At 62.0% G+C, this 20,633-nt stretch carries 20 protein-coding genes, 1 tRNA gene and 1 pseudogene; 1 reads left to right on the top strand and 21 read right to left on the bottom strand.

The window, feature by feature from the left end:
* Window positions 1-21 precede the first annotated feature (21 nt).
* From QZY01_RS18340 to rplU, 19 genes and pseudogenes are all read right to left on the bottom strand, one after another.
* A complete protein-coding gene (locus tag QZY01_RS18340) occupies window positions 22-552 on the bottom strand; it encodes a hypothetical protein (RefSeq protein ID WP_294540074.1) in 531 nt (176 codons plus the stop codon).
* Between the two features lie 15 nt (window positions 553-567).
* Complete coding sequence (locus QZY01_RS18335) at window positions 568-1,866, bottom strand: outer membrane beta-barrel protein (RefSeq protein ID WP_294540072.1); 1,299 nt, start codon at window positions 1,864-1,866, stop codon at window positions 568-570.
* 443 nt (window positions 1,867-2,309) lie between these two features.
* Window positions 2,310-2,903, bottom strand: coding sequence for a polysaccharide biosynthesis/export family protein (locus tag QZY01_RS18330; RefSeq protein ID WP_294540070.1), 594 nt, complete (start codon window positions 2,901-2,903; stop codon window positions 2,310-2,312).
* Between the two features lie 434 nt (window positions 2,904-3,337).
* Window positions 3,338-4,027 carry a DUF1190 domain-containing protein gene (locus QZY01_RS18325; RefSeq protein ID WP_294540104.1) on the bottom strand — a complete coding sequence of 230 codons (690 nt, stop codon included), beginning with the start codon at window positions 4,025-4,027 and terminating at the stop codon, window positions 3,338-3,340.
* Window positions 4,028-4,340: 313 nt separating this feature from the next.
* Window positions 4,341-5,566: pseudogene (locus QZY01_RS18320) on the bottom strand (IS256 family transposase).
* Window positions 5,567-6,037: 471 nt separating this feature from the next.
* Complete coding sequence (locus tag QZY01_RS18315; RefSeq protein ID WP_294540068.1) at window positions 6,038-7,567, bottom strand: serine hydrolase; 1,530 nt, start codon at window positions 7,565-7,567, stop codon at window positions 6,038-6,040.
* Between the two features lie 91 nt (window positions 7,568-7,658).
* A complete protein-coding gene (locus tag QZY01_RS18310; RefSeq protein WP_294540066.1) occupies window positions 7,659-8,711 on the bottom strand; it encodes a Hint domain-containing protein in 1,053 nt (350 codons plus the stop codon).
* Window positions 8,712-9,279: 568 nt separating this feature from the next.
* Complete coding sequence (locus QZY01_RS18305) at window positions 9,280-10,638, bottom strand: PAS domain S-box protein (RefSeq protein ID WP_294540064.1); 1,359 nt, start codon at window positions 10,636-10,638, stop codon at window positions 9,280-9,282.
* 240 nt (window positions 10,639-10,878) lie between these two features.
* Window positions 10,879-11,361, bottom strand: coding sequence for a 23S rRNA (pseudouridine(1915)-N(3))-methyltransferase RlmH (rlmH, locus tag QZY01_RS18300; RefSeq protein WP_294540062.1), 483 nt, complete (start codon window positions 11,359-11,361; stop codon window positions 10,879-10,881).
* Between the two features lie 40 nt (window positions 11,362-11,401).
* Window positions 11,402-11,749: a ribosome silencing factor gene (rsfS, locus tag QZY01_RS18295; RefSeq protein WP_294540102.1), complete on the bottom strand. Its 348-nt coding sequence runs from the start codon at window positions 11,747-11,749 to the stop codon at window positions 11,402-11,404.
* A gap of 144 nt (window positions 11,750-11,893) precedes the next feature.
* Window positions 11,894-12,505, bottom strand: coding sequence for a nicotinate-nucleotide adenylyltransferase (locus QZY01_RS18290; protein WP_294540060.1), 612 nt, complete (start codon window positions 12,503-12,505; stop codon window positions 11,894-11,896).
* 16 nt (window positions 12,506-12,521) lie between these two features.
* A complete protein-coding gene (locus QZY01_RS18285; protein WP_294540058.1) occupies window positions 12,522-13,814 on the bottom strand; it encodes a glutamate-5-semialdehyde dehydrogenase in 1,293 nt (430 codons plus the stop codon).
* Between the two features lie 88 nt (window positions 13,815-13,902).
* Window positions 13,903-14,619: an SDR family oxidoreductase gene (locus QZY01_RS18280; RefSeq protein WP_294540056.1), complete on the bottom strand. Its 717-nt coding sequence runs from the start codon at window positions 14,617-14,619 to the stop codon at window positions 13,903-13,905.
* A gap of 27 nt (window positions 14,620-14,646) precedes the next feature.
* Window positions 14,647-15,105 carry a DUF3429 domain-containing protein gene (locus QZY01_RS18275; protein WP_294540053.1) on the bottom strand — a complete coding sequence of 153 codons (459 nt, stop codon included), beginning with the start codon at window positions 15,103-15,105 and terminating at the stop codon, window positions 14,647-14,649.
* 73 nt (window positions 15,106-15,178) lie between these two features.
* Complete coding sequence (proB, locus tag QZY01_RS18270; RefSeq protein WP_294540048.1) at window positions 15,179-16,318, bottom strand: glutamate 5-kinase; 1,140 nt, start codon at window positions 16,316-16,318, stop codon at window positions 15,179-15,181.
* A 152-nt stretch (window positions 16,319-16,470) separates the two neighbouring features.
* On the bottom strand, window positions 16,471-17,541 hold the full coding sequence (obgE, locus tag QZY01_RS18265) for a GTPase ObgE (RefSeq protein WP_294540046.1): 1,071 nt from the start codon (window positions 17,539-17,541) through the stop codon (window positions 16,471-16,473).
* Between the two features lie 61 nt (window positions 17,542-17,602).
* Window positions 17,603-18,211: a GNAT family N-acetyltransferase gene (locus QZY01_RS18260; protein ID WP_294540044.1), complete on the bottom strand. Its 609-nt coding sequence runs from the start codon at window positions 18,209-18,211 to the stop codon at window positions 17,603-17,605.
* 204 nt (window positions 18,212-18,415) lie between these two features.
* On the bottom strand, window positions 18,416-18,715 hold the full coding sequence (rpmA, locus tag QZY01_RS18255; protein ID WP_294540042.1) for a 50S ribosomal protein L27: 300 nt from the start codon (window positions 18,713-18,715) through the stop codon (window positions 18,416-18,418).
* Window positions 18,716-18,763: 48 nt separating this feature from the next.
* The gene (rplU, locus tag QZY01_RS18250; protein ID WP_294540040.1) at window positions 18,764-19,075 is read right to left on the bottom strand and encodes a 50S ribosomal protein L21; all 312 of its coding nucleotides are present in this window, start codon (window positions 19,073-19,075) and stop codon (window positions 18,764-18,766) included.
* 481 nt (window positions 19,076-19,556) lie between these two features.
* Between rplU and QZY01_RS18245 the strand changes: the two genes are divergently transcribed.
* Window positions 19,557-19,646 (top strand) — tRNA-Ser (locus tag QZY01_RS18245).
* A 140-nt stretch (window positions 19,647-19,786) separates the two neighbouring features.
* Here the strand turns inward: QZY01_RS18245 and QZY01_RS18240 are convergent.
* Window positions 19,787-20,293, bottom strand: coding sequence for a hypothetical protein (locus QZY01_RS18240; protein ID WP_294540037.1), 507 nt, complete (start codon window positions 20,291-20,293; stop codon window positions 19,787-19,789).
* Window positions 20,294-20,496: 203 nt separating this feature from the next.
* On the bottom strand, window positions 20,497-20,633 hold a 137-nt coding region (locus QZY01_RS18235; protein WP_294532733.1), incomplete at its 5' end, for a 4Fe-4S dicluster domain-containing protein.

Here is a 20,633-nt window from a genome sequence, read left to right as displayed (position 1 = left end):
TTTTATACGATGATTTCCACTTCAATGCGAACTGACAACCCCGCCGCCGCCGCCAACGAAGCCGCCGCCGCCGCCCGCGCCTGCGGCGGCGCCCGCGGCAGCGCCTCTACCGCTATTACCGCCGGGTAACGCGCCCTGCGCAACCTGGGCGGCGAGAATTTGAGCCACCGCCAAATTGGTCTTGTTGGAGTCGAGATAGGATTGAATGGATCGCGCGCCGACCGGATCGGCGCTCTTCATCTCCGCCACCGCCTGCACCACGCCTTGCTCAAGCGCGAGCGCCTGCTGGGCATTCGCCTGATTCGCCGCAGTGTCAATCACTGCGGCGACCGCGGCCGGATCGGCCTGCAAAAGACGCTGGATCGCCAAAGTCAGAGAACTGCCGCCACGGGGATATTTTCTGAGCAAAGAACTGATTTTCGTCGCAACATTGGCTGGCGAACGCATGCCATAAGCGGGAACCGGCGGGCGCGTCGCCTGGGCCATAGCCACGCCCTGGCCGCCAGCGAAAGTCAGCAGGGCGAAAAGCGAAACCATTTTGGCGTTTCCCATGACATCTCCCGAATTTCAGTAGCGATACGTGACGCCCGCGGTAGCCAGATTTTGTGAATAGGACGTGGCGCTGACGCCCAGGGAATTGGTGCGTGTGAATTGATAGTCGACGGTCAGCGCCACATTGCGCCAGAGATTATAGCTGAAACCGGCGCCCGCGAGCCATGCCCGGGACGACGTCGAATTGCTTGTATATAGCGTATCGGTATAGCCGGCGCGCACGGAGGCGCGCCAATATTCGAACAGGGCGTAATCGGCCTGCAACCTCGCTTGCCAGGTTTCGTTATTGGCCGAAACAACCGCATTAGGGCTAGAAGACCCTGGAGCGCCAAATGAATTGCTGAGGCTCGCCGCTATGGTGAGATATTCCAATGGATAATAGGTGAGGCTAAAGCCGAGGGCTGGCTTCGTAAGGTCGCGAAAAGTCCCCTGCGTGCTGAATTGCTGCTGCAAACCGCCGTAGATCTGTCCCCGGACCAACCCGATCATGTCGGATGCCAATCCAGCAATGGCCCGATATGAATTGGCGTCGTAAAATGACGAACCGTAGTAGCGCCGCAAATCTCCGCCGGTTTCGACGAAAACATTGACGAGCGGCGTCACCCAGAAACCGCCGCGAACAAAGGCATTGGAATCTATGCCGTTTTGTCCGCCGAAGTAACCCCGCGGCGCCGCCTCGTAGATCAACTGCTGCGCCCCCACCCCGACACGGACGAAAGTCTGCCCGGTCAGGGTTTTTTCGACCGACGCCAGGACCGTGGTCTGGTTGGAGAACTGTCTGAAACCATTGGCGTTCAGCGCCACGGGAGCGCCAACAAAAGCGGTCGCTGACCCGATCGGGACGCTCGTCGCCAAGGTCGCGCCAAAAGGACCATCCTGACGGGTATAATCAACCGAGAACCTCGCGACGATATCGCTCGTCGGCGACCAAATATGCGCCAGGCCGACGCGACCGGAAACGGTCGTCGCGGTCTGGCCGAGTTTTGACGTAGCGCCGGGATAAAGCTGGGCGTCGACATTCGCGTAAACCGTCGTCTTGTGCAACCCATTGTCGAGGTCTGCTTCGATATTCGGCGTCAGACGCGCCCCCCCCGCCGCCGTTTGATTGGCCTGGGTTTGATACACATTGCTGTTGAAGACGCCGCCAACGAAAATAGATGGATATAGCATCCAGCTGCCGTAAGGAATTCCGTAGCTTTGATTCGCCCCCGCTCCCGAAGCGAGCGCCTCCGGAGTCGCCGATCCAGGTATCGCCGCGCCCTGCGCAGCGAACGAAGGCGCGACGTCGTCGGCAAAGGCGGAATTGGAAGCCACTATCGCAACGATCGACGCGCCAGCGAGTCCGAACCTGCCAAATCTAATTTTCTTGCCGTGATTCAATGGCTTGTTCCTTCAAAAATCCCAAGCCCTTGGGCTAAGCTAACAATTATCGTTATTTTTACGTCGGACCCCGCGCGAACCAAGGGCGTCAATCCCACCGACTCCTTGTCTCCGGTATGAAAAAAGCAACTGCTACCCAATTCATCGTTTCGAGGAAACGCTCTCAGCAGGCGCATCGGCACCGCTTGCGCAGCAAGACTATGACAGTTAGACGTGACGGTACGACAGCGTCATTGATATGCGTCAATTAATTCGCGTAGGTCAAGAGAAAACAGGACGTTGTATACTAAGGCGGGTCCGTTCGGAGATTTTCGCTCCCCCGTTGTCAAATATGACACAATCACACCGTTAACCTAATATAAGAATTGCATCGAAATCTAAAAATAACGCTGAGGAACGCGGATCAAATCACCCGGGGACACGGGAATGGTCGGAGACATTCGATATTCCTTGAAGCCAGCGTCCCCGACATGCTTGATCTGAACGTCCGATTGTCTGGCGCGATAGGTGGCGCCGCCGGCCAGCGCGATCGCGCTCATGACATTGAGCCCATTCCTGAAAGGGTATTCTCCCGGCTTCGCCACTTCTCCTAAAATATAAAATGGCCGAAAGCTTGACATGTCGACCGTCACTTTTGGACTTCGTAAATACTCGCTGTTAAATTTCTTTGCGAGGGCCCGCTCCATTTCCTGCTTGCTTAAACCGGCCGCATGGATCGTGCCCGCCAAAGGCAGCGACACGAATCCAGCAGCATCGATTTCATATTCGCCGGAAAGGCGATCTTCGCCGAAAACGGTGACCTTGATCTTATCGCCGGGTTGCAATTGCGGCGATACCGTCGTCGCCGCGAGAACAAGCTCTCGCTCCTCCTCCGGCGTAGCAGGTCCCAAACTTGCGACACTTTCGCAGCCGGCGATCGCAAGGCAACAAAAAAGCCCAGCAATCCTTATCGAGGCAGACAAAGAACGCATAACGTCTCCCTACAACAAAATTCAGGATCAGCGGTTAGACTGAACCTCCAGTTAAGTCAACGTCTTTCCATCGCTGTAGCAATTCCGAAACGAGGCTGTTTTAGGGGTTCGTTCGATTTTTGGCGTTTCGGGCGGGTATGGCAAAATTGTGAAATTTGCGAGGTGTTTGAGCCGTTCGGACTTGTTGGGAAGACGACGAACGGGAGGTTTAGTGACTCCGCCAAAGGAGCTCGAGACACCGGACAGCGTTGTTGAGGATGATCCTTACGTCGCCCGGACGCCTGCCCCTTCTCGGCTCGGCCAGGAAAACGACGGCGCGCACCGTCAGTTGGCAACCCATTGGAACACGATCCTTAAGAAAACGGCGCGATACAATGCATAATTATCATCCATTGAAATCGTAAAAAAAATAATAACTTACACGGAATTCCTCCTCAATAAACCGTCGGCGCGTTCCGGATTTCCTGGCGGCGGTGAGCCGCGGCAGCCAAGTCGTTCTCCGATGGCGGCATGGGCTGGGGGGGCGAAATATTCGGCGCCGACGAATCCTGAACCCCGCCATTTGAATCCAGATCGCCTCCATACGCGCCCGCTGCGGCCCGCGCGTTTTGAACTTGCGCCCAACGCTTTTGCGCCTGCTCATGCATCGAAAAAGATATCCCCGTGTCCATTCGCAACACTGTTCTGGCGCGAAAGCCAAGGGATGAGCCTTCTCCGTCAAGGATCGGCAGGACCGTCTTGTCGGTTTCCGAGCGGGCGTTGACTTCAAACCCCCGCAACGCAGGTTCGAACTCGGCGCGCTGGCCGCGAAATCCGGCAATCATGCAGTGTTTGAAGCTTTTCTCGCAATCTGTTCGCGACGCAAACCGCGGCGACTTCTCATCGAGTTCGGCCAAAGCATTAGCATGCGCGTTGCGGCATTGATCCACCGTCAGTACATGCGCCAGTTCGCAATTCGAGATCGTCGAATATATACGCTTTCCGGCGTTCTGTCCGGATGCATCGGCTGGAACAAATGTAACAGCCAAAAAAGCGAGGGTTGAAAGGCGCCCGAGTGCCAATCGTTTCATCGGATCATTTTTCGGTTTTGGATGGGACATCCAGTCGGACGGCGCATGATCCACCAAGGATGCAAGGCGCTCGACAATTTTGATCCCCTGAAAACGTTTCGCGCAAGAGCGATCTAACCATAATCATGCCGAGCCCTCCCCTGCTTGTGCAGAATTTTGAATGCGTTGGGCCTTTTCGAATGATATCATACTTTTCTTACGTCATGCAAAATAAATCGAGCCATGCAACGCGGCTTCCTTGAGCGGATACCATCGTGTCCCTCGGCAGTTAAATGGGCTCTGCTTCACTCTCTGTGGAACTTGGACGATTTTGCGGAGATCACGTCCGTCAAGATGGTGGAAATTCAGGGGCGGTCTGTGCGCCTCCTCAAGCTGCGATTTTCGGCAATGACGTCGCCTGTTCGGCGCGGCCGGTCATGGTTTCCAGGCTGATGTAGCGATGCTGCAATTGCCACTCGTCATTTTGTTCGAGCAGGATCGCGCCAACGAGGCGCCTGATCGACGGCTCGTTTGGGAAGATGCCGACGACATCGGCGCGCCGTTTGACCTCTTTGTTCAATCGCTCGATCGGGTTGGTCGAATGCAGTTTCGACCAATGGGCGCGCGGGAATGCCATGAAGGCGATCACATCGGCCTCGGCTTCGTCCATCAAGGCGGCGAGTTTGCCGAAGCGCTGGCGCAACTGGTCGGCGACGTGGCGCCAGGTCTGCGAGGCGGCGGCTTGTTTGTCCTGGGCGAAAACCGAGCGGATTGCCGCCGAGACCATGGAATGCTCCGCCTTCGACACATGGGCGAGCGCGTTTCGCATGAAGTGGACGCGACAGCGCTGCCAACTCGCCTTGAATACCTGCGCGATCGCCGCTTTCAGGCCTTCGTGCGCGTCGGAAATCACCAGCTTCACGCCCTTGAGCCCGCGCTTTTCAAGGGAACGCAGAAAATCGAGCCAGAACACCGCCGCTTCCGAAGGGCCCAAACCCAAAATCTCGCGCTTGCCTTCGGTATTGACGGCCGTAGCGATTATTGCCGCTACCGAAACGATGCGGCCGTTCTCGCGCACTTTCAGATAGGTGGCGTCGAGCCACAGATAGGGCCAGTCGCCTTCGATCCGCCGATCGAGGAAGGAGTTCACCCGTTCGTCGATGTCCTGGCAAAGCTTGGACGCCTGGCTTTTCGAAATGCCCGACACGCCCCATAGCCCGCGCTGACGACGGGCGTTCAAGGACGTCCTGCGGCCTGCGCGAAGTCGTCGACCTTGCGCGTCGAAACGCCTTGTACCAGGCCTCCTGCACCACGGCGACGAGCGCCCGCTCGGCAGTCATGCGCGGCTCCAGAAACGCAGGGAAATAGCTGCCCTGACGGAGATTCGGAATCTTGAGGTCGAGCGTGCCGAACTGCGTCTCCAGATTCCGTTCGCGAAAACCGTTGCGCTGCGTCGTGCGCGCCTCATTACGCTCGTAGCGCGCGGCGCCGACGAGATCTTCGACGTCGTAGTCCATCAACTTCTGCCAAAACCGTTTCGGCGAGATCCTTAAAAAGGTCACCGCCGCCGCGCTCGCGCACCAAATTGAAAAATGCCATTGTATCGTCGGTCATCGTGTCGTTCCCCCGTGAGGGTGAAGTCTCGCAACTCGACTATAAACCGAAGAGGATGCGGTCACCGCCCCCGCCCGACGGGCCGGCGGGCTCCGCTAAATGCGGAGTTCCGCCCGCCGGCCCTTCTTAGAAAATTTCCACCACATCATTGGACGATACCGATCCCAGCGCCAAAAATAGGGGTGGGTAATTACCTCGCGGTTGCTACCAACTCGCTCTGCAAAGCACTTCCACCTCCAATCCAGCGCCCATGCCAGGCACACCGATCGTCGGCCTTCGGCCTTCCTCAGTCGCGGGGCCAGATGCGGCATGAGTCTTTTCATCGTTCAAAACGGGCAAAACCATTGAATGCTGCGACCTTGGCCCTCAAGGGTAAACTCCCGGCAGGTCTTTGTCTCATCATCATCGGCGCGGAGGGCTCTCGCCTTTGGAGCACACGCCGAAAGCATTATTATAGCCCTTTCACCCGCCTCATTCCCTCAAGAATTCAAATTGCTGTCCATTCGTGTCGGTCATCCGCAGGCGGTTCCGCTTGCCGTCGTTGTCGATCTGGAATTGCACGAAGCCGGCGGGGCCTGGGCCCTCATTGGCGGCGACGGCCGCAAATCGGCCTTCGGGCGCCAGCGTGGCGGTGAACACGTCGCCGTCCCACGGGTCAAGCCGCAGTTTCGCGCCGCCTGTCGCAATCTCCATGACCAGAGCCTCGCCCTCCCGCTTCAGCACAGCCTTGCCGATCGCCGGGTTGACGTAGGCGCCCACCAGCGGCGCAAGCGCGGGAAAGGGGCGCGGGTTGGCCGGCTTGTCGAACCGCGCGGCGTCCTTGGCGAAAGCCGCCGTCGCCTCATTGAGCTTTTTCGCGACGTAATCGACTTTTTCATTGCCGAGAATGCGGTCGAGCAGCCAAATGCCGAGCGCGTCGGGGAAGCCGACATTGGCCTCATTGGTCAGCAGCACGATTCCGGCCTTGCGATCCGGAATGAAGCCGACGAAGGCGCCGAAGGACGAGGTGCCGCCATTATGCCAGATCGCGACGCCGTTCGGCGTCTCCAGCCGGATCCAGCCCATCGCGTAAAACGCCTTCTCGGTAATCGCGACCTCGGGCCGGCGCGTGAAGGCCAGGTTTTCAGCCGACACCAGCCGCTGTCCTTCCAACACGCCGTCGCCGAGTTGCAGCTGCAGCCAGCGGGACATTTCCTCGATATTGGAGTTGATATCGCCGGCGCCCATGAAATCATAAGGGAATATTTGGGTGAACGGGACCTCGACTACGCCTTGCGGCGTCCAGCGGTAGCCGCTCGCGTGATTGGGCGCCTGTTCCATCGCCTGCGCCGTCACCGAGCTTTCCTTCATCCCGAGCGGGTCGAGCAATTCGGCGCGCAGCACCGCGTTCCAGTCCGCCGCCCCCGCCGCCTTCGCCACGATCCGGCCCGCAAGCATATGGGTGATGTTGGTATAGGCGAAGGCGCTGCGGAAGCTCGAAACCGGCTCGACATGGCGCAGCGAATGGATCAGGGCGGTCTCGTCGATGCCGAGCGGCACGCCGAGCGAATCATTGGCGTAGGCCGGCAGGCTCGAGCGCTGCGCGAGCAGATCGAACACGCGGAATTCGCGCGTTACCCAGGGGTCTTTGAGCTGGAACGCCGGGTCGAGATCGACAATGCGGTCGTCCCAGCGCAGCTTGCCACGATCGACCATGATCGCCAGCGTCGTGGCGAGAAAGCCTTTGGTGGTGGAGCCGATCTGGAACAGGGTGCGCGAATTGACCGCGCCGCCGCTCGCCCTGCTGCGCACGCCAAAACCTCTGGCGTAGACCACCTTGTCATCGACGACGACGCCAAGGGCGAGGGCCGGCGAGTCGAAGGCTTTCATGCCGCTTTCGATATAGGTTTCGATCTCCGGGATCAATTCCTGCACGCGGGCCGCCGCATCGATTGCCAGCCTGGCGGGCTCCCCGGCGCGCAGCGACGTTGTGGCGCAAAGGGCGGTCGCGATGACAAACATGGCAAGCATTCGTTTGGCGAACAAGAAATGCATGAAATTCCTTCCCCCGATCCGCGTCGTCTTGACGAGAAAAAACCCGCTGCCGGCAAACTTATCCCATCGGCCCTTGAAAAGGACCGATGTTATCCGCTCCGACTAGAGCGGCGCCGCCGCTTCGGGCGACATTTTCACCCGCCGCGCCGATCAACCCGGCGCGTTCGTCCAGCCGGACCCGCAGGTTCATGGGCGCCTGCCGGCGGCTCTTGGCGCGCGGGTAGGGCAATTCGCCGATGGCCTTGCCTTCGGGATAAAGGGCCAGATGCTCGTCCCAATTGTCGAAACGCCGGCGATCGATGTTGTCGACAAAGGTTTCGACCGGAACGTTTTCGGCGAGGATCAGCGAATGATCCTCCAACTCGACATGGTAATAGATGAAGACGGTCGGCGCCGCGCGCTCGCGCGCGATCGAAGTGCCGTTGACGAGGGCGGCGGCCTGCGCCAGCACCCCGTCGATCAGGATGGCGTGGTCGGGCGAGATCAGCAGGTCGCGGCAGGGAACATTGTCGGCGAGCGCGCCGGCCTTGATGCGGATCGGCAACACCCGCTGCACGTCGCCGAAAAGCGTCGAGACGGTCTGGCGACCGAGCCAGTCGACCGGCAGGGAGCGGCCGTCGGCGGTCAGCACGAGGTCGCCCCGCCGCAAGGTTTCGACCTTGGCTTCGCCTGTTGGCGTCTTGATCCGCGTGCCGGCCATGAAACAGGTCACCGAAATGTCGATCGAGGCGGACGACAAATTGCCGGCCAGATCGGTCGCCTCAACCCTCATCCTGTCGGCCGCGCCGACTTTGAACGACACCGCCGTATAGCTCAGGTGGTTATTGATCGCCGTATCGATGTCCCTCGCCAACCCGGCGATGGTCATCTGGCTGGTGTTGAGTCCGGCGACCGTCACGTTCAGCATCGGTCCGTTCAGGTTGAGCAAGCCGTCATCGACCGTAATTCGGACCGTCAGCTTGTCGTCGTTATTGTCGCTCACCGTAATCCGGTTGCCGTGGACCGAGCCGAAGATGATGGCTCCATCGCCGGAAATCGGGTCATACTGAGCGCCGGGCGTCGTCTCTGTGGGCGCCGTCGTGTCGATCGTGACGACGCTGCTGCTGTCCAAAAGCTGTAGGCCGACTGGAACGCTATCGGATGTTGAATTCGATTGGAAAAGCTTGATCGAATATTTTCCTTGCGGGATAGTTTGGCTTTGAGACATGAAAAAACGATAGGTTCCAGGTGAACCATAACTAAAACCGATAAAATAGGAAGCGCCTGTCGTTGTCTCGACCGCCCATGCGCCAAGTTGCGCTGAATACGGAGCGCTTGGATCTGAGGTTTGATCGACGTAAATATTGCCTTGCAATTTCAAAGTCTGGTCGCTTGTGTAAAAATCTGTTGCGCTTGCTCCGGTATCGGTACTGATACTGGTTACATAAGCACTGGTTATACGAAGCCCCATCGAGATTTCCTTTAAAATAATTACAAGCTCAAAAAGCTTGATGGACACCTATCCATCGTTGCGTCGACGCAGGCGCCACGCTTCAGCGTCATGCGCTCCCGCCCTCAAAGATAGCATCGGTTGCGATATCTCCTTTCAGGAAACAACGTTGGCATAACTATCCGCCGGCGAGGCCGTTGCCGCGTCAACGTCATTCCGCCCCCTCATTCAAGCGCCGCATCGCGCAAAATCACCCCTGCCCGCTCATCGCCACCTGCGCCAGCGGCGCGGAGAGGCGGTAGGACAGCCCTTCCGGCGCGTAGTCGAGCGCGCTTTCGCCTTCGATCGCCATCGGCGCCATGCGGGTCAGCACCGCGGCGCCAAACCCGGCGCGCGGCGGTTCGGTCACGGCGGGGCCGTCGCTCTCGCGCCAGGTCAGGATGTAGAAATTCTGGTCCGGATCGATGCGAAAGTGCAGCTTCACCGCGCCAGACGGCGCTGAGAGCGCGCCATGCTTGACGGCGTTGGTCGAGAGTTCGTGCAGGGCCAGACCATAGGCTTCCGCCGCGCGCGGATTGATTTCGAGCAGATCGCCCGTCAGCGCGATCCGCGCCTGCGTCTCCTCGTCGAGATGGCTGAACTGGCTTTTGGTCAGGTCGGCGATCTGTACGCCGCGCCAGTCGCGCGACACCAGAAGATCGTGGCTGGAGGCGATGGCGGCGAGCCGCGCCATGAATCCGTCGATGAACAGGTCGGGGCTGTACGCCAGCCGCGCGGTCTGGCGCGCCACCGCCTGCACCACCGACAACATGTTTTTCGAGCGGTGGTTGACCTCGCGCAGCAGGAATTCAATATGCTCGGCGGCGCGCATCAGCGGGGCGATGTCGCGGTAGATCGCCGAAATCGCCACGACCTCGCCGTCCTCATTGCGGATCGGCGCCGTGGACAGCGAAAAGTCGAGGCATTGGCCGTCCTTGCGCCGCCGCCGCACGATCTGCGGCTTTGACGGCTCCAGCGCGGCCTTGCGCAGCTTTTCCGCATGTTCGGGGTAATGCGCCTCGGGCACGATCAGATCGGCGAGACGGGCGCCGGCCAGTTCCACCGGTTCGTACTGGAAAATGTCGCTGAAGGCGCGATTGGCGTTGAGCACCGCGCCGTCCGGATGGACGCTGACGATGGCGTCGATGGAATTGGCGACAATCGCCGCCAGTTGCTCGGCCGCCTGTTTGCCGCGCCGCAGTTCCGACTCGTAGCTGGCGCGATGCTCGCCGCGAAAGGCCGCGACATGGATCGTCCCCGCCGCGCCCTCCTCCGCGCTCCGGCGGGCGAAATTGAGCCAGGCGGGCAGGATTTCACCGGATTTGCAGCGCAACAGCACGAAAATTTCATCGACGGCGCCGGCCGCTTCGCTCAAAGCCAGCGAAAGATCGGCAAAGAACCTTTCTCCCTCGCCATCGACCAGATCCGCCAGCTTTTTGGTTGATATCAGTTCCGACGCGGCAAAGCCGGTCCAGTCGAGCAGGGCGCGGTTGACTCGCAAAAAGGCGCCGTCAGGCGCGAGCAGGGCGAGGCCGCAGGGAGCGAGATCGAACGCATCGTCAACATTCATGCAGTTGTGTCGCTCCGGCGCGGACTCATATGTTCATAACAAAAAAGCCGGCGTCGAGTTGCATAGCATCTCAAGGCGTTTTCGCTAACGCGGACCTTCGGCGCATGTGAGCGAATGTAACCCATTAAAAAAATCAAACGGGAGTCGGATCAAAGCGAGTCACCTCATAAAAAGGCTCTAGACCTCTGTTTTAAAAAGAATTTTTTTGCCTAAACCGCAGCAGGTTTTCGGCAGTTTCCTCTAGGCGCGATGATAGGGATGGCCAGAAATTATTGTCATGGCTCTGAAAATTTGCTCGGCGGCGAGCGCGCGGACAAGCTGGTGCGGCCAGGTCATGGCGCCGAAAGCCAGCGTCAGGTCGGCTTTTTCGCGCAAGCCGGGGTCGAGCCCGTCCGGCCCGCCAATGACCAAAACGCAGTTTCCCGCGCCGCAACCGCGCCATTCCCCGAGTTTTTGGGCGAAATCGGCGCTCGACAGCGCCCTGCCCCGCTCGTCGAGGCAGATGATTTTCGAGGACGACGGCAACAGGCTCCAGATCGCCGCCGCCTCCTCGGCCTTGCGGTCTTCGGGACGGCGGGCGCGCGATTCATCGATTTCCCGCATGTCAAAGCTCGAAAAACCGATGTTTCGTCCCATCGCGACGCAACGCCCGGCATAACGGGCGACCAACTCGCGTTCCGGCCCGGCTTTGAGCCGCCCGACCGCGACCAGCAGCAGTTTCACGCCCGAGCCTCTTTTCAGCGGGTTGGTCGGTTTTTCGGTTTCAGGCTTCTTGCCGCTTCTCGCCGGGACGATCGACGCCCCACATTTTTTCGAGATTGTAGAACTGCCGCACTTCGGGGCGGAACAGATGGACAATCAGGTCGCCGGCGTCGATCAGCACCCAGTCGTTGGCCGGGACGCCCTCGACAGCGGGGGTGGCGCCGCCGGCTTCCTTGAGCGCCTTGATGACGCGGTCGGCCAGCGCGCCGACCTGGGTGGTGGAGCGGCCATTGGCGATGACCATCCAGTCGGCGATCGAGGTTTTACCGGCGAGGTCGATGATCACGACCTCTTCCGCCTTGGACTCGTCGAGCGCCGCCAGCACGGCGCGCGCCTGCTCGGTCAGCAGCGCGGTGTTGAAACCGTCGGCGGGCCGAGGCTCGGCGCCCGTGGATTTGGTAAGGTTCAGTTTGACAATCCTTTTGTTTTCCGCGCTTTGGGCGCGGGAATTTCCCTTTTATAGCGTAAAATGGCGCTGGTTAAGGAAAAAACATCAATCGTTGCGTTCCGAGCCGGCCCGAAGCGCCCGCAATTGCGTCGAAGACAGGTTCGAGCGCGGACCATGCAGCACGATCAAGGCCGGAGGCGGGCGCAGGGCGAGGTTTTTGGCGGCCATTTCCGGCAGACGGCGGCGGTCGAACCAGGCCGCCGCGACGCCGCGCGTCGCCCGATGCGTCGATCCCGGCCGGTCGATGACCAGAATCGGCATTTTTCGCGCAATGTCGCGCCAGCGCCGCCAGCGAAAAAACGCGGCCAGATTATCCGCCCCCATGATCCAGACGAAATGAACGCCCGGACAGGCGCGGCGCAGATGCTCGACAGTCTGCCAGGAATAGCGCGCGCCGATCCCGGCCTCGAAATCGGTGACGACGATGCGCGGATCGCGGCTGAGGCGCCGCGCCGCGCGCATCCGCTCCGGCAGCGGCGCGAGGCCGGTGGCGTTCTTGAGCGGATTTCCCGGCGAGACCATCAGCCAGAGCCGGTCGAGCTTCACCCGCCGCAAAGCAATGGCGCAGACGAGGGCGTGGCCGGCGTGCGGCGGGTTGAACGAGCCGCCGAACAGGCCGATCCGCATATTTGGCGCATGGGGCGGCAGACGGGCCATGGTCAGCGCGAAAATTTCACGGCCGGGTCTGGCCCGCGCCATGGACGAGATATTTGAACGATGTCAGTTGCGCCACTCCGACTGGCCCGCGCGCATGCATTCGCCCGGTGGCGATGCCGATTTCGGCGCCGAAGCCGAATTCGCCGCCATCGGCGAATTGCGTCGAGGCATTGTGGATGACGATGGCCGAATCCACCTCGCGCAAAAACTTTTCAGCACGCGCGACGTTTTCGGTGACGATGCAATCGGTGTGGTGCGACCCGAAGGTTTCGACATGTTCGATCGCGCCTTCGACGCCCTCGACCAGTTTTACGGCGATGATGGCTTCGAGATATTCGGTGGTCCAGTCCTCCGCCACGGCCTTTTTGACGCGCGCATCGACCTTTTGCGTCGCCTCGTCGCCGCGCACTTCGCAGCCCGCCGCAAGCAAGGCCTCGACCAGCGCCGCGAGCAATCTGGGCGCGCCGGCGCGGTCCACCAGCAGGGTTTCCGCCGCGCCGCAAATGCCAGTGCGGCGCAATTTGGCGTTGAGCAGGATTTTTTCGGCTTTTTCCAGATCGGCCTCGCCATCGACATAAACATGGACGATGCCTTCGAGATGGGCGAAGACCGGGACGCGCGCCTCGGCCTGCACGCGCGCGACGAGGTTTTTGCCTCCGCGCGGCACAATGACATCAATGGCGCCGCCGAGCCCCGTCAGCATGGCGCCGACCGCCGCGCGGTCACGGGTCGGGATCAGCGCGATGCTGTCCTCCGGCAGGCCAGCCTCGCGCAGGCCCTCGACGAGGCAGGCATGAATCAGCCGCGACGAATGGAAACTCTCCGAGCCGGCGCGCAAAATCGCGGCGTTGCCGGCTTTGAGGCAGAGCGCGCCGGCGTCGGCGGTGACATTGGGGCGGCTTTCGAAAATCACCCCGACCACGCCGAGCGGCGTGGCGACGCGCTCGATGCGCAGGCCATTGGGGCGCAGAAAAGTTTCGAGCACCCGCCCGACCGGATCGGGCAGAGCGGCGATGTCCTCAAGGCTCTGCGCCATCGAGGCGATGCGCTTTTCATCGAGCGACAGGCGGTCGAGCATAGCGGGACCGAGATTTTTGGACCGCGCCTGCGCCATGTCGAGCGCGTTGGCGGCCAGCAGGTCCGGCGCTTTTTCGCGCAGAAATTTTGCTGCGGCGAGGAGCGCGCGGTTTTTCTGTTCCGGCGCAGCCAGCCCGAGCGTGCGCGCCGCCTTGCGCGCGCGTGCGCCAAGCGCCAACAGGCCGGCGTGAAGATCGGCGGATTTGGCGTCGAGAAGATGCAGGTTTTCCATGGTTTCGCTCAGCTCATGACGCGGCGAGGATCGTCATTTATCAGAGAGGTTGGCCTTCGCCAAATAGCGGCCCAACCGCGCGCCCTCGCTAATTCCGGCCGTTCAGCGTCGAGCGGCCGCCGTCGCAGGCGAAAATCTGGCCGCTGATCCATTGCGCGTCGGCCGAGAGCAGGAATTCCGCCAGCCCCGCTGCATCCTCGGCTTCGCCGAGCCGCGAGATCGGGTGCGCCGCCGCGATCGTCGCGGCGGTGGCCTCGTTGGCGACGATTCGCGCCGCGAGCTGGGTTCGCATCAGCGAAGGCGCGATGGCGTTGACGCGGATTTTCGGCGCCAGTTCCGCCGCCAGCGCCAAAGTCAGCCCCTCAACCGCCGCCTTCGACGCGCCGATGGAGGCGTGAAACGGAAAGCCGCGCCGCGCCGCAATGGAGGAAAACAGCACGACGGCGCCGCCCGCCCGCTTGAGCGCCGGAAGCGCCGCCTTGACGCTGACCAGGGCGCCAAGGACATTGACGCGAAAATCCTGCTCCATCAGCGCGACCGTGATCGACTGCAAGGGCTTCAGGTTCAAATTGCCGACGGCATAGACCAGCCCTTTCGCCTCGCCGACCTGTTCCACCGCCGCCGCCAGCGCCGCCTCGTCGATCGCTTCGGCGCAAGCGAAGGAGGCGTCGAGTTCCCGGGCCAAAGCCGAAATTTTGGCCTCGTCCCGGCCGATGAGATGCAAGGCCGCGCCCTTGGCGCCGAGACGGCGCGCCAAAGCCGAACCGACGCCGCCCGAGGCGCCCACAATAATGATTTTTTCCATTTGGTCTCCGCAGCGCCGTTTTAAAAATCAGGAAACAACGCGGCCCTGCAAGACCGCGACGAGCACCAGCGAAAGCAGCACGCAGGACGTCAGCTTGACGCGCAAGGCGCCATACCAGGACGGCGCGGCGCCTTTGCCGACCTGCGCCAGATCGAACAGCAGCAACGCCGCGAAGCCTGCGGCCAACAGCCACAGCCCGATCCAGACGGGCGTGAGCAGCGCGGCGAAAGACGCCAGCGCCGGCAGCACGCTGATCGCATAAAGGCGCGGCGCGGTTTCCCCTTGCGCCATGGCCACGCCCCACCAGACCGCGCCCATGAAACCGAGGATGATCGCGCCATAGCCAAGCAACAGCGGCGCAGCGTCGGGCGCCGCCGTCAGGCTCGCCAACGCCAGAGCGACGAAGGGGATGACGCCCCCCCAGCCCAAAAGCAGCGCGGCTTTGGGCGCGGAGGTTTCCGAAGGGATGAAATGTGACGCGCTCATGATTTTTTTACGTATTCACCGGCCCGCCGGATCAGGCCAGGGCCCCCGCGCCCGCAAAGCCATGACGTCCAACTCACGCCTCGCCGGAAAAATCCCCGGCCAGCGCCATGTCGTCGCGGTGGATCATTTCGACTCGTTCTTCCGGCCCGAGAATTTGCGCGATCTCGCGCGAATTGCGGCCCATGACTTTCGCCGCGCGCGGGGCGTCGAAGCCGACGAGGCCCCGTCCGATCTCGCCGCCCTGAATATTGCGGATCAGCACGCAATCGCCGCGCGAAAAATCGCCCTCGACATTCTTGACGCCCGCCGGCAGCAGGCTGGCGCCGGCGACGATGGCGCGGGCGGCGCCGTCGTCGATATGCAGCACGCCGCGCGGAACCAGCGAGCCGGCGATCCATTTTTTGCGCGCCGTGACCGGCGACGACGGCGTCAGGAACCAGGTGCAGGGCGCGCCCGAAGCGATTTGCGCCACCGGATTGAGCTGGCGCCCATCTGCGATCACCATATGGGCGCCGCCGGAAGTGGCGATCTTGCCGGCCTCGATCTTGGTCCGCATGCCGCCGCGCGAAAGCTCGGAAGCCGCGCCGCCCGCCATGGCCTCGATCTCGCCGTTGATCCGCGCCACCATGGGGATGAGTTTCGCGTCCCGGTTATTGGCCGGTGGCGCGTCGTAAAGGCCCTCGATGTCGGACAGCAGGATCAACAGATCGGCGGAGGCCATGGTGGCGACGCGCGCGGCAAGGCGGTCGTTGTCGCCATAGCGGATTTCGCTGGTCGCCACCGTATCGTTCTCGTTGATCACCGGAACGGCGCGCATGGCGAGCAGCCGCGACAGGGTCTCGCGGGCGTTGAGATAGCGGCGGCGCTCCTCGGTGTCGCCGAGGGTGACGAGAATCTGGCCCGCGACGATTTTGCGCTCGGCCAGCGCCTCCGCCCAGATGCGGGCCAGTGCGATCTGGCCGACGGCGGCCGACGCCTGGCTGTCCTCCAGTTTCAACGCGCCGGGCGGCAGGCCCAGCACCGAACGCCCCAGCGCAATCGCCCCAGACGACACCACCAGCACATCGGCGCCGCGCCGGTGTAAAGCCGCGAGATCGTCGGCCAGCCCATGCAGCCAGTCGCGCTTCACTTGACCCTGCGCGCGATCCACCAGCAGCGACGAGCCGACCTTGACGACAATGCGCCGGAATTGATCGAGACGAGGCAAAACCATTCCAAACTTCCCGTTGCTCCACCGATCCGCCCAACGGATCGGTTAGGAGCGAATGCGACCGATAGCCCGTCGAAAGACGGGCGTCTATCGACGCCTTGTGGAGCTTATGCGAGGAACTCCCTTATCGCGACTTCGCGATAAGGGAAAACAAATCAAGGCCGCCATTCGTCCTGCGCAACCAGCGCCGCCGCTTCGCTCCGCCGGTTCGCAATGACCTTCCACACCAGACGCAAGGCTTCGACAACGCCCTCGCCGGAGACGGCGGAAATCCTGATCGGCGCGCGCGGCTTTTCGCCCTCGGGCACAGCCGGGCCGGCGCTGCGGATGGCGCGTTTCAGTCTTTCGACCTGCTGTTTGAGCGCCTCCGCGTCCACGGCGTCGATCTTGGTCAAGGCGACGATTTCGGGCTTGTCCTCCAGCCCATTGCCATAGGCTTCGAGTTCGCCGCGCACGATCTTGTAGGCCTTGCCGGCATGATCGCCGGTAGCGTCGACCAGATGCAGCAAGACGCCGCAGCGCTCGACATGGCCGAGAAAGCGGTCGCCGAGCCCAAGGCCCTCATGAGCGCCTTCGATCAGGCCGGGAATATCGGCAAGCACGAATTCCTTTTCGTCGATTTCGACGACGCCAAGGCCGGGATGCAGCGTGGTGAAGGGATAGTCGGCGATTTTCGGCCGCGCCGCCGAAACGCTGGAGAGCAGCGTCGATTTGCCGGCGTTGGGCAGGCCGACGAGACCGGCGTCTGCGATCAGCTTCAAGCGCAGGATGATGGTGCGCTCCTCGCCCGGCTGGCCAGCATTGGCCCGGCGCGGCGCGCGATTGGTCGAGGTGGTGAAATGCAGATTGCCAAAACCACCATTGCCGCCCTTGCAGATGACAGCGCGCTGGCCGACTTCGGTGAGGTCGGCGATCAGGGTTTCGCCGTCCTCCTCGAAAATCTGGGTTCCCTCGGGCACTTTGAGCACGGCGTCGGCGCCGCCCGCGCCGTGGCGGTTCTTGCCCATGCCGTGCCCGCCGGTCTTGCCTTTAAAGTGCTGCTGATAGCGGAAATCGATCAGCGTGTTCAGGCCCTCGACGCATTCGGCCACGACATCGCCGCCGCGCCCGCCGTCGCCGCCGTCGGGCCCGCCGAATTCGATGAATTTTTCGCGCCGGAACGAGACGCAGCCGGCGCCGCCGTCGCCGGAGCGCACGTAGATTTTGGTTTGGTCGAGAAATTTCATCTGGTTAAATCCACCGCGACCGCGCCAAGAATTTTCGGCGCGGTTGCGTGGTCCCTTTGTTTCAGATTATGGCTCTATCGAAGCCAGCGCCCGGCCGCAAGCGGGCGAGGCCAAGCCCGCGCCAGTCCCCGCGCGGCAAGGCGAAGTGCAAGACCGCGCGTTGCGCCGCAATGCCCGGCGCCAGCTTCGGCCGTTCCACCGGCGCGAAGCCGAGATTTTCGAGCACGCCGCGCGAATCGGTATTTTCCGGCGGAACCGCCGCGCGCAATTGCTCGGAGCCGGTAAGCAAAAAAAAGGCGTCGGTCACCGCCGCCGCCGCCTCGCGGGCATAGCCCATGCCGCGGAACGACCGGGCAAGCCAATAGCCCAGCTGCGGCAAGCCGTCGCGCGGTTCGACGCCGATCGCGCCGATCACGGAACGCGGCAAGCTCTTGAGCGTCACGACGAAGCGCAAGGCCTCGCCGCGCGCGGCCTCTTCGCGGCTGCGGCGAATGAAATATTCGGCGTCCTCGATCCGGCAGGGATGCGGCAGGGTTGCGGTCATACAGGCCGCTTCCGGGTTTCCGGCCAGTTCGCACAAGGCCTCGGCGTCGGCGGGGCGCGGCCAGCGCAGCCAGAGCCGGCGGGTTTCGAGTCGAAAGACTTCGTCGCGGGCAAGTTCGGGAAACATGGCAAACGCTCCAGGCAAACGAGAAGGGGAAACGACGCGCGTTCCCCCTTGAGCATCTGGCTCCGGATCGATTCCTGCGCGAAGAATGTGACCTTCTTCGCGTCGGAACCTGGCCTTTTGTCGTTTTGGCTCGCGAGCCGGTCGAACTTCAGGGCCGATCCTCGGGGGCTTTGCGCCTCGGAGGTCCCTGAAAGCGACCTCCGCTTACTCTGCCGCTACCTTGGCGGCTGCTTTGTCGTCGGCGTGGGCCGGGACCGGTACGACATTGATATACGCGCGTCCGTCGCTGCGGGCCTTGAACAGAACCTTGCCGTCGACGAGGGCGAACAGGGTGTGATCCTTGCCGATGCCGACATTGACGCCCGGATGCCACTTGGTGCCGCGCTGGCGTACGATGATGTTGCCGCCGCGTACGTTTTCGCCGCCGAATTTTTTGACGCCGAGACGACGACCCGCCGAGTCGCGTCCGTTGCGGGATGAACCGCCTGCCTTTTTGTGGGCCATGATCCTGCTCCGAAACTTTCAAACCGCCAGAGCGGCCAATCTAACTGTTCAAGCGAAAACTTCGACGATGCGCACGACCGTCAGATCCTGACGATGGCCGCGCTTGCGCTTCGAGTTCTTGCGCCGGCGCTTCTTGAAGGAAATGACCTTCGGGCCACGCGTCTGCTCGACGATTTCGGCGGTGACCGACGCCCCGGCGACGAAAGGCGCGCCCAATTGGGTGGCGCCGTCGTTATCGACCAGCAGGACATCGGAAAAGGTCACGGTCTCGCCGGCTTCTCCGGCAAGCGACATGATGGTGATCTGTTCATCGGCGGCGACGCGATATTGCTTGCCGCCGGTTTTAATGACTGCGAACATCGTTCTTCCTCGTGTTCGATCCGGCTCTGCGCGGTTTGAACCGCCAATTCTGGTCCGAAAAGTCTGCAACTTTTCGGGAATGGGCTTTAACGCGACCGGCTTCTTTGCAGCTGAACCAGCAGGGTGAACCCAAGCCTTGCCGCAGCCTGTGGCAGCGTCGGGCAGGGTCCGGCTATTCGGGCGAAGATCGGGTTCCGATACGAAACGGACCCTGAAAAACGCAAAATGCCGCGGCGGCAGCCACGACAAACCGTTGGGTTCGATAAAATGCGCGGCCCGCGAAGTCAAGCAGCAAATGCCCTCCCGAAGCCCTATCGGCGGGTTTTGCCGGGCTCCGGCGGCCGGGACCGGACTTCGCGCTGTTTTCGCACCGGCGAAGGCCTAATATCGGGCGACGCCCTTGCGCCGTCGCTTGCGCTCATGCTATTGCGCCGCCTCACCACCGGACTGGCCGATTGCCAACCGAAACACCTTGGGCATTGGAGAGGTGGCAGAGTGGTCGAATGCACCGCACTCGAAATGCGGCATACGGGCAACCGTATCGGGGGTTCGAATCCCTCCCTCTCCGCCATCAGCTGTTTTGTCCGACGCGAATAAAGGCGCAACCGCCGCAGCGAACGACACCCTCGAAGTTGCATCTCCCTGGTATTATTTGCCGCCAAGGATCGCATCGAGGACGCCGCCCGCCCGGCGGCTTTAATCGGTCAAGTTTTACCGTCGGCCGCGACCGCCGCCATGGAAACCGCGTCCGCCGCCACCATAGCCGCCGCCACGATAACCACCGCCACGATAGGCGCCGCCGCCACGATAACCGCCGCGATAGACCCCTCCGCCACGATAGCCGCCACCCCGATAGACCGCCCCGCCGCCCCGATAGCCGCCGCGATAGACCGCCGGGCCGCCCCGGTAGCCGCGATAGACCGCCGCGCCGCCGCGATAGCCGCCGCGCCAGCCGTTCCAGCCATATCCGCCGCCCCAGCCATAGCCGGTGCGGAAGGCGAAGCCGCAGCGATACCAGCCGGGACCGCGCCAGCCATTGCCGTAAAAGCAATAAGGCGCGCCGCCATAGACATATTGCGCCTGCTCAATCGGCGAGGCCGCAAGGGCGAGACGCCCCCCGCTGGCGATGCCGCCGACGACGGCGGCGCCTGCCGTGTTGATCGCGGGCAAGCCTAGGCAGAACGCAAGGGCAAGCAGGCGAATGAAAATGCGAAGCATGGCTGAAATCCTTTCGCGCCTGAACGGGAGGAGCCGGCCCCGGACGGGGGGTCGCGAAAACCGGGTCACAACCCAGCACGTAAAGTGGGCCCCGGGCGCGGCTCCGTCAAGGCAGCCCATCGTCCAAGTCATTGAGCGGCAGGCAAATTCCTGGGCGCTGTCGCGCTCATTGGCTAAAAGCAGCGTCGGCGCCGCCCCGCCCCTCACATATTGGGATAATTCGGTCCGCCGCCGCCTTCGGGGGCGGTCCAGGTGATGTTTTGCGCCGGGTCCTTGATGTCGCAGGTTTTGCAATGGACGCAATTCTGCGCATTGATGACGAAACGCGGATCGGCCTTTT

The organism is uncultured Rhodoblastus sp. (genome assembly GCF_903903185.1).
In the GTDB taxonomy this organism is placed as follows: domain Bacteria; phylum Pseudomonadota; class Alphaproteobacteria; order Rhizobiales; family Beijerinckiaceae; genus Rhodoblastus.
Note: the sequence above shows the minus strand (reverse complement) of the source record. Positions and strands in the feature narration are given on the sequence as shown.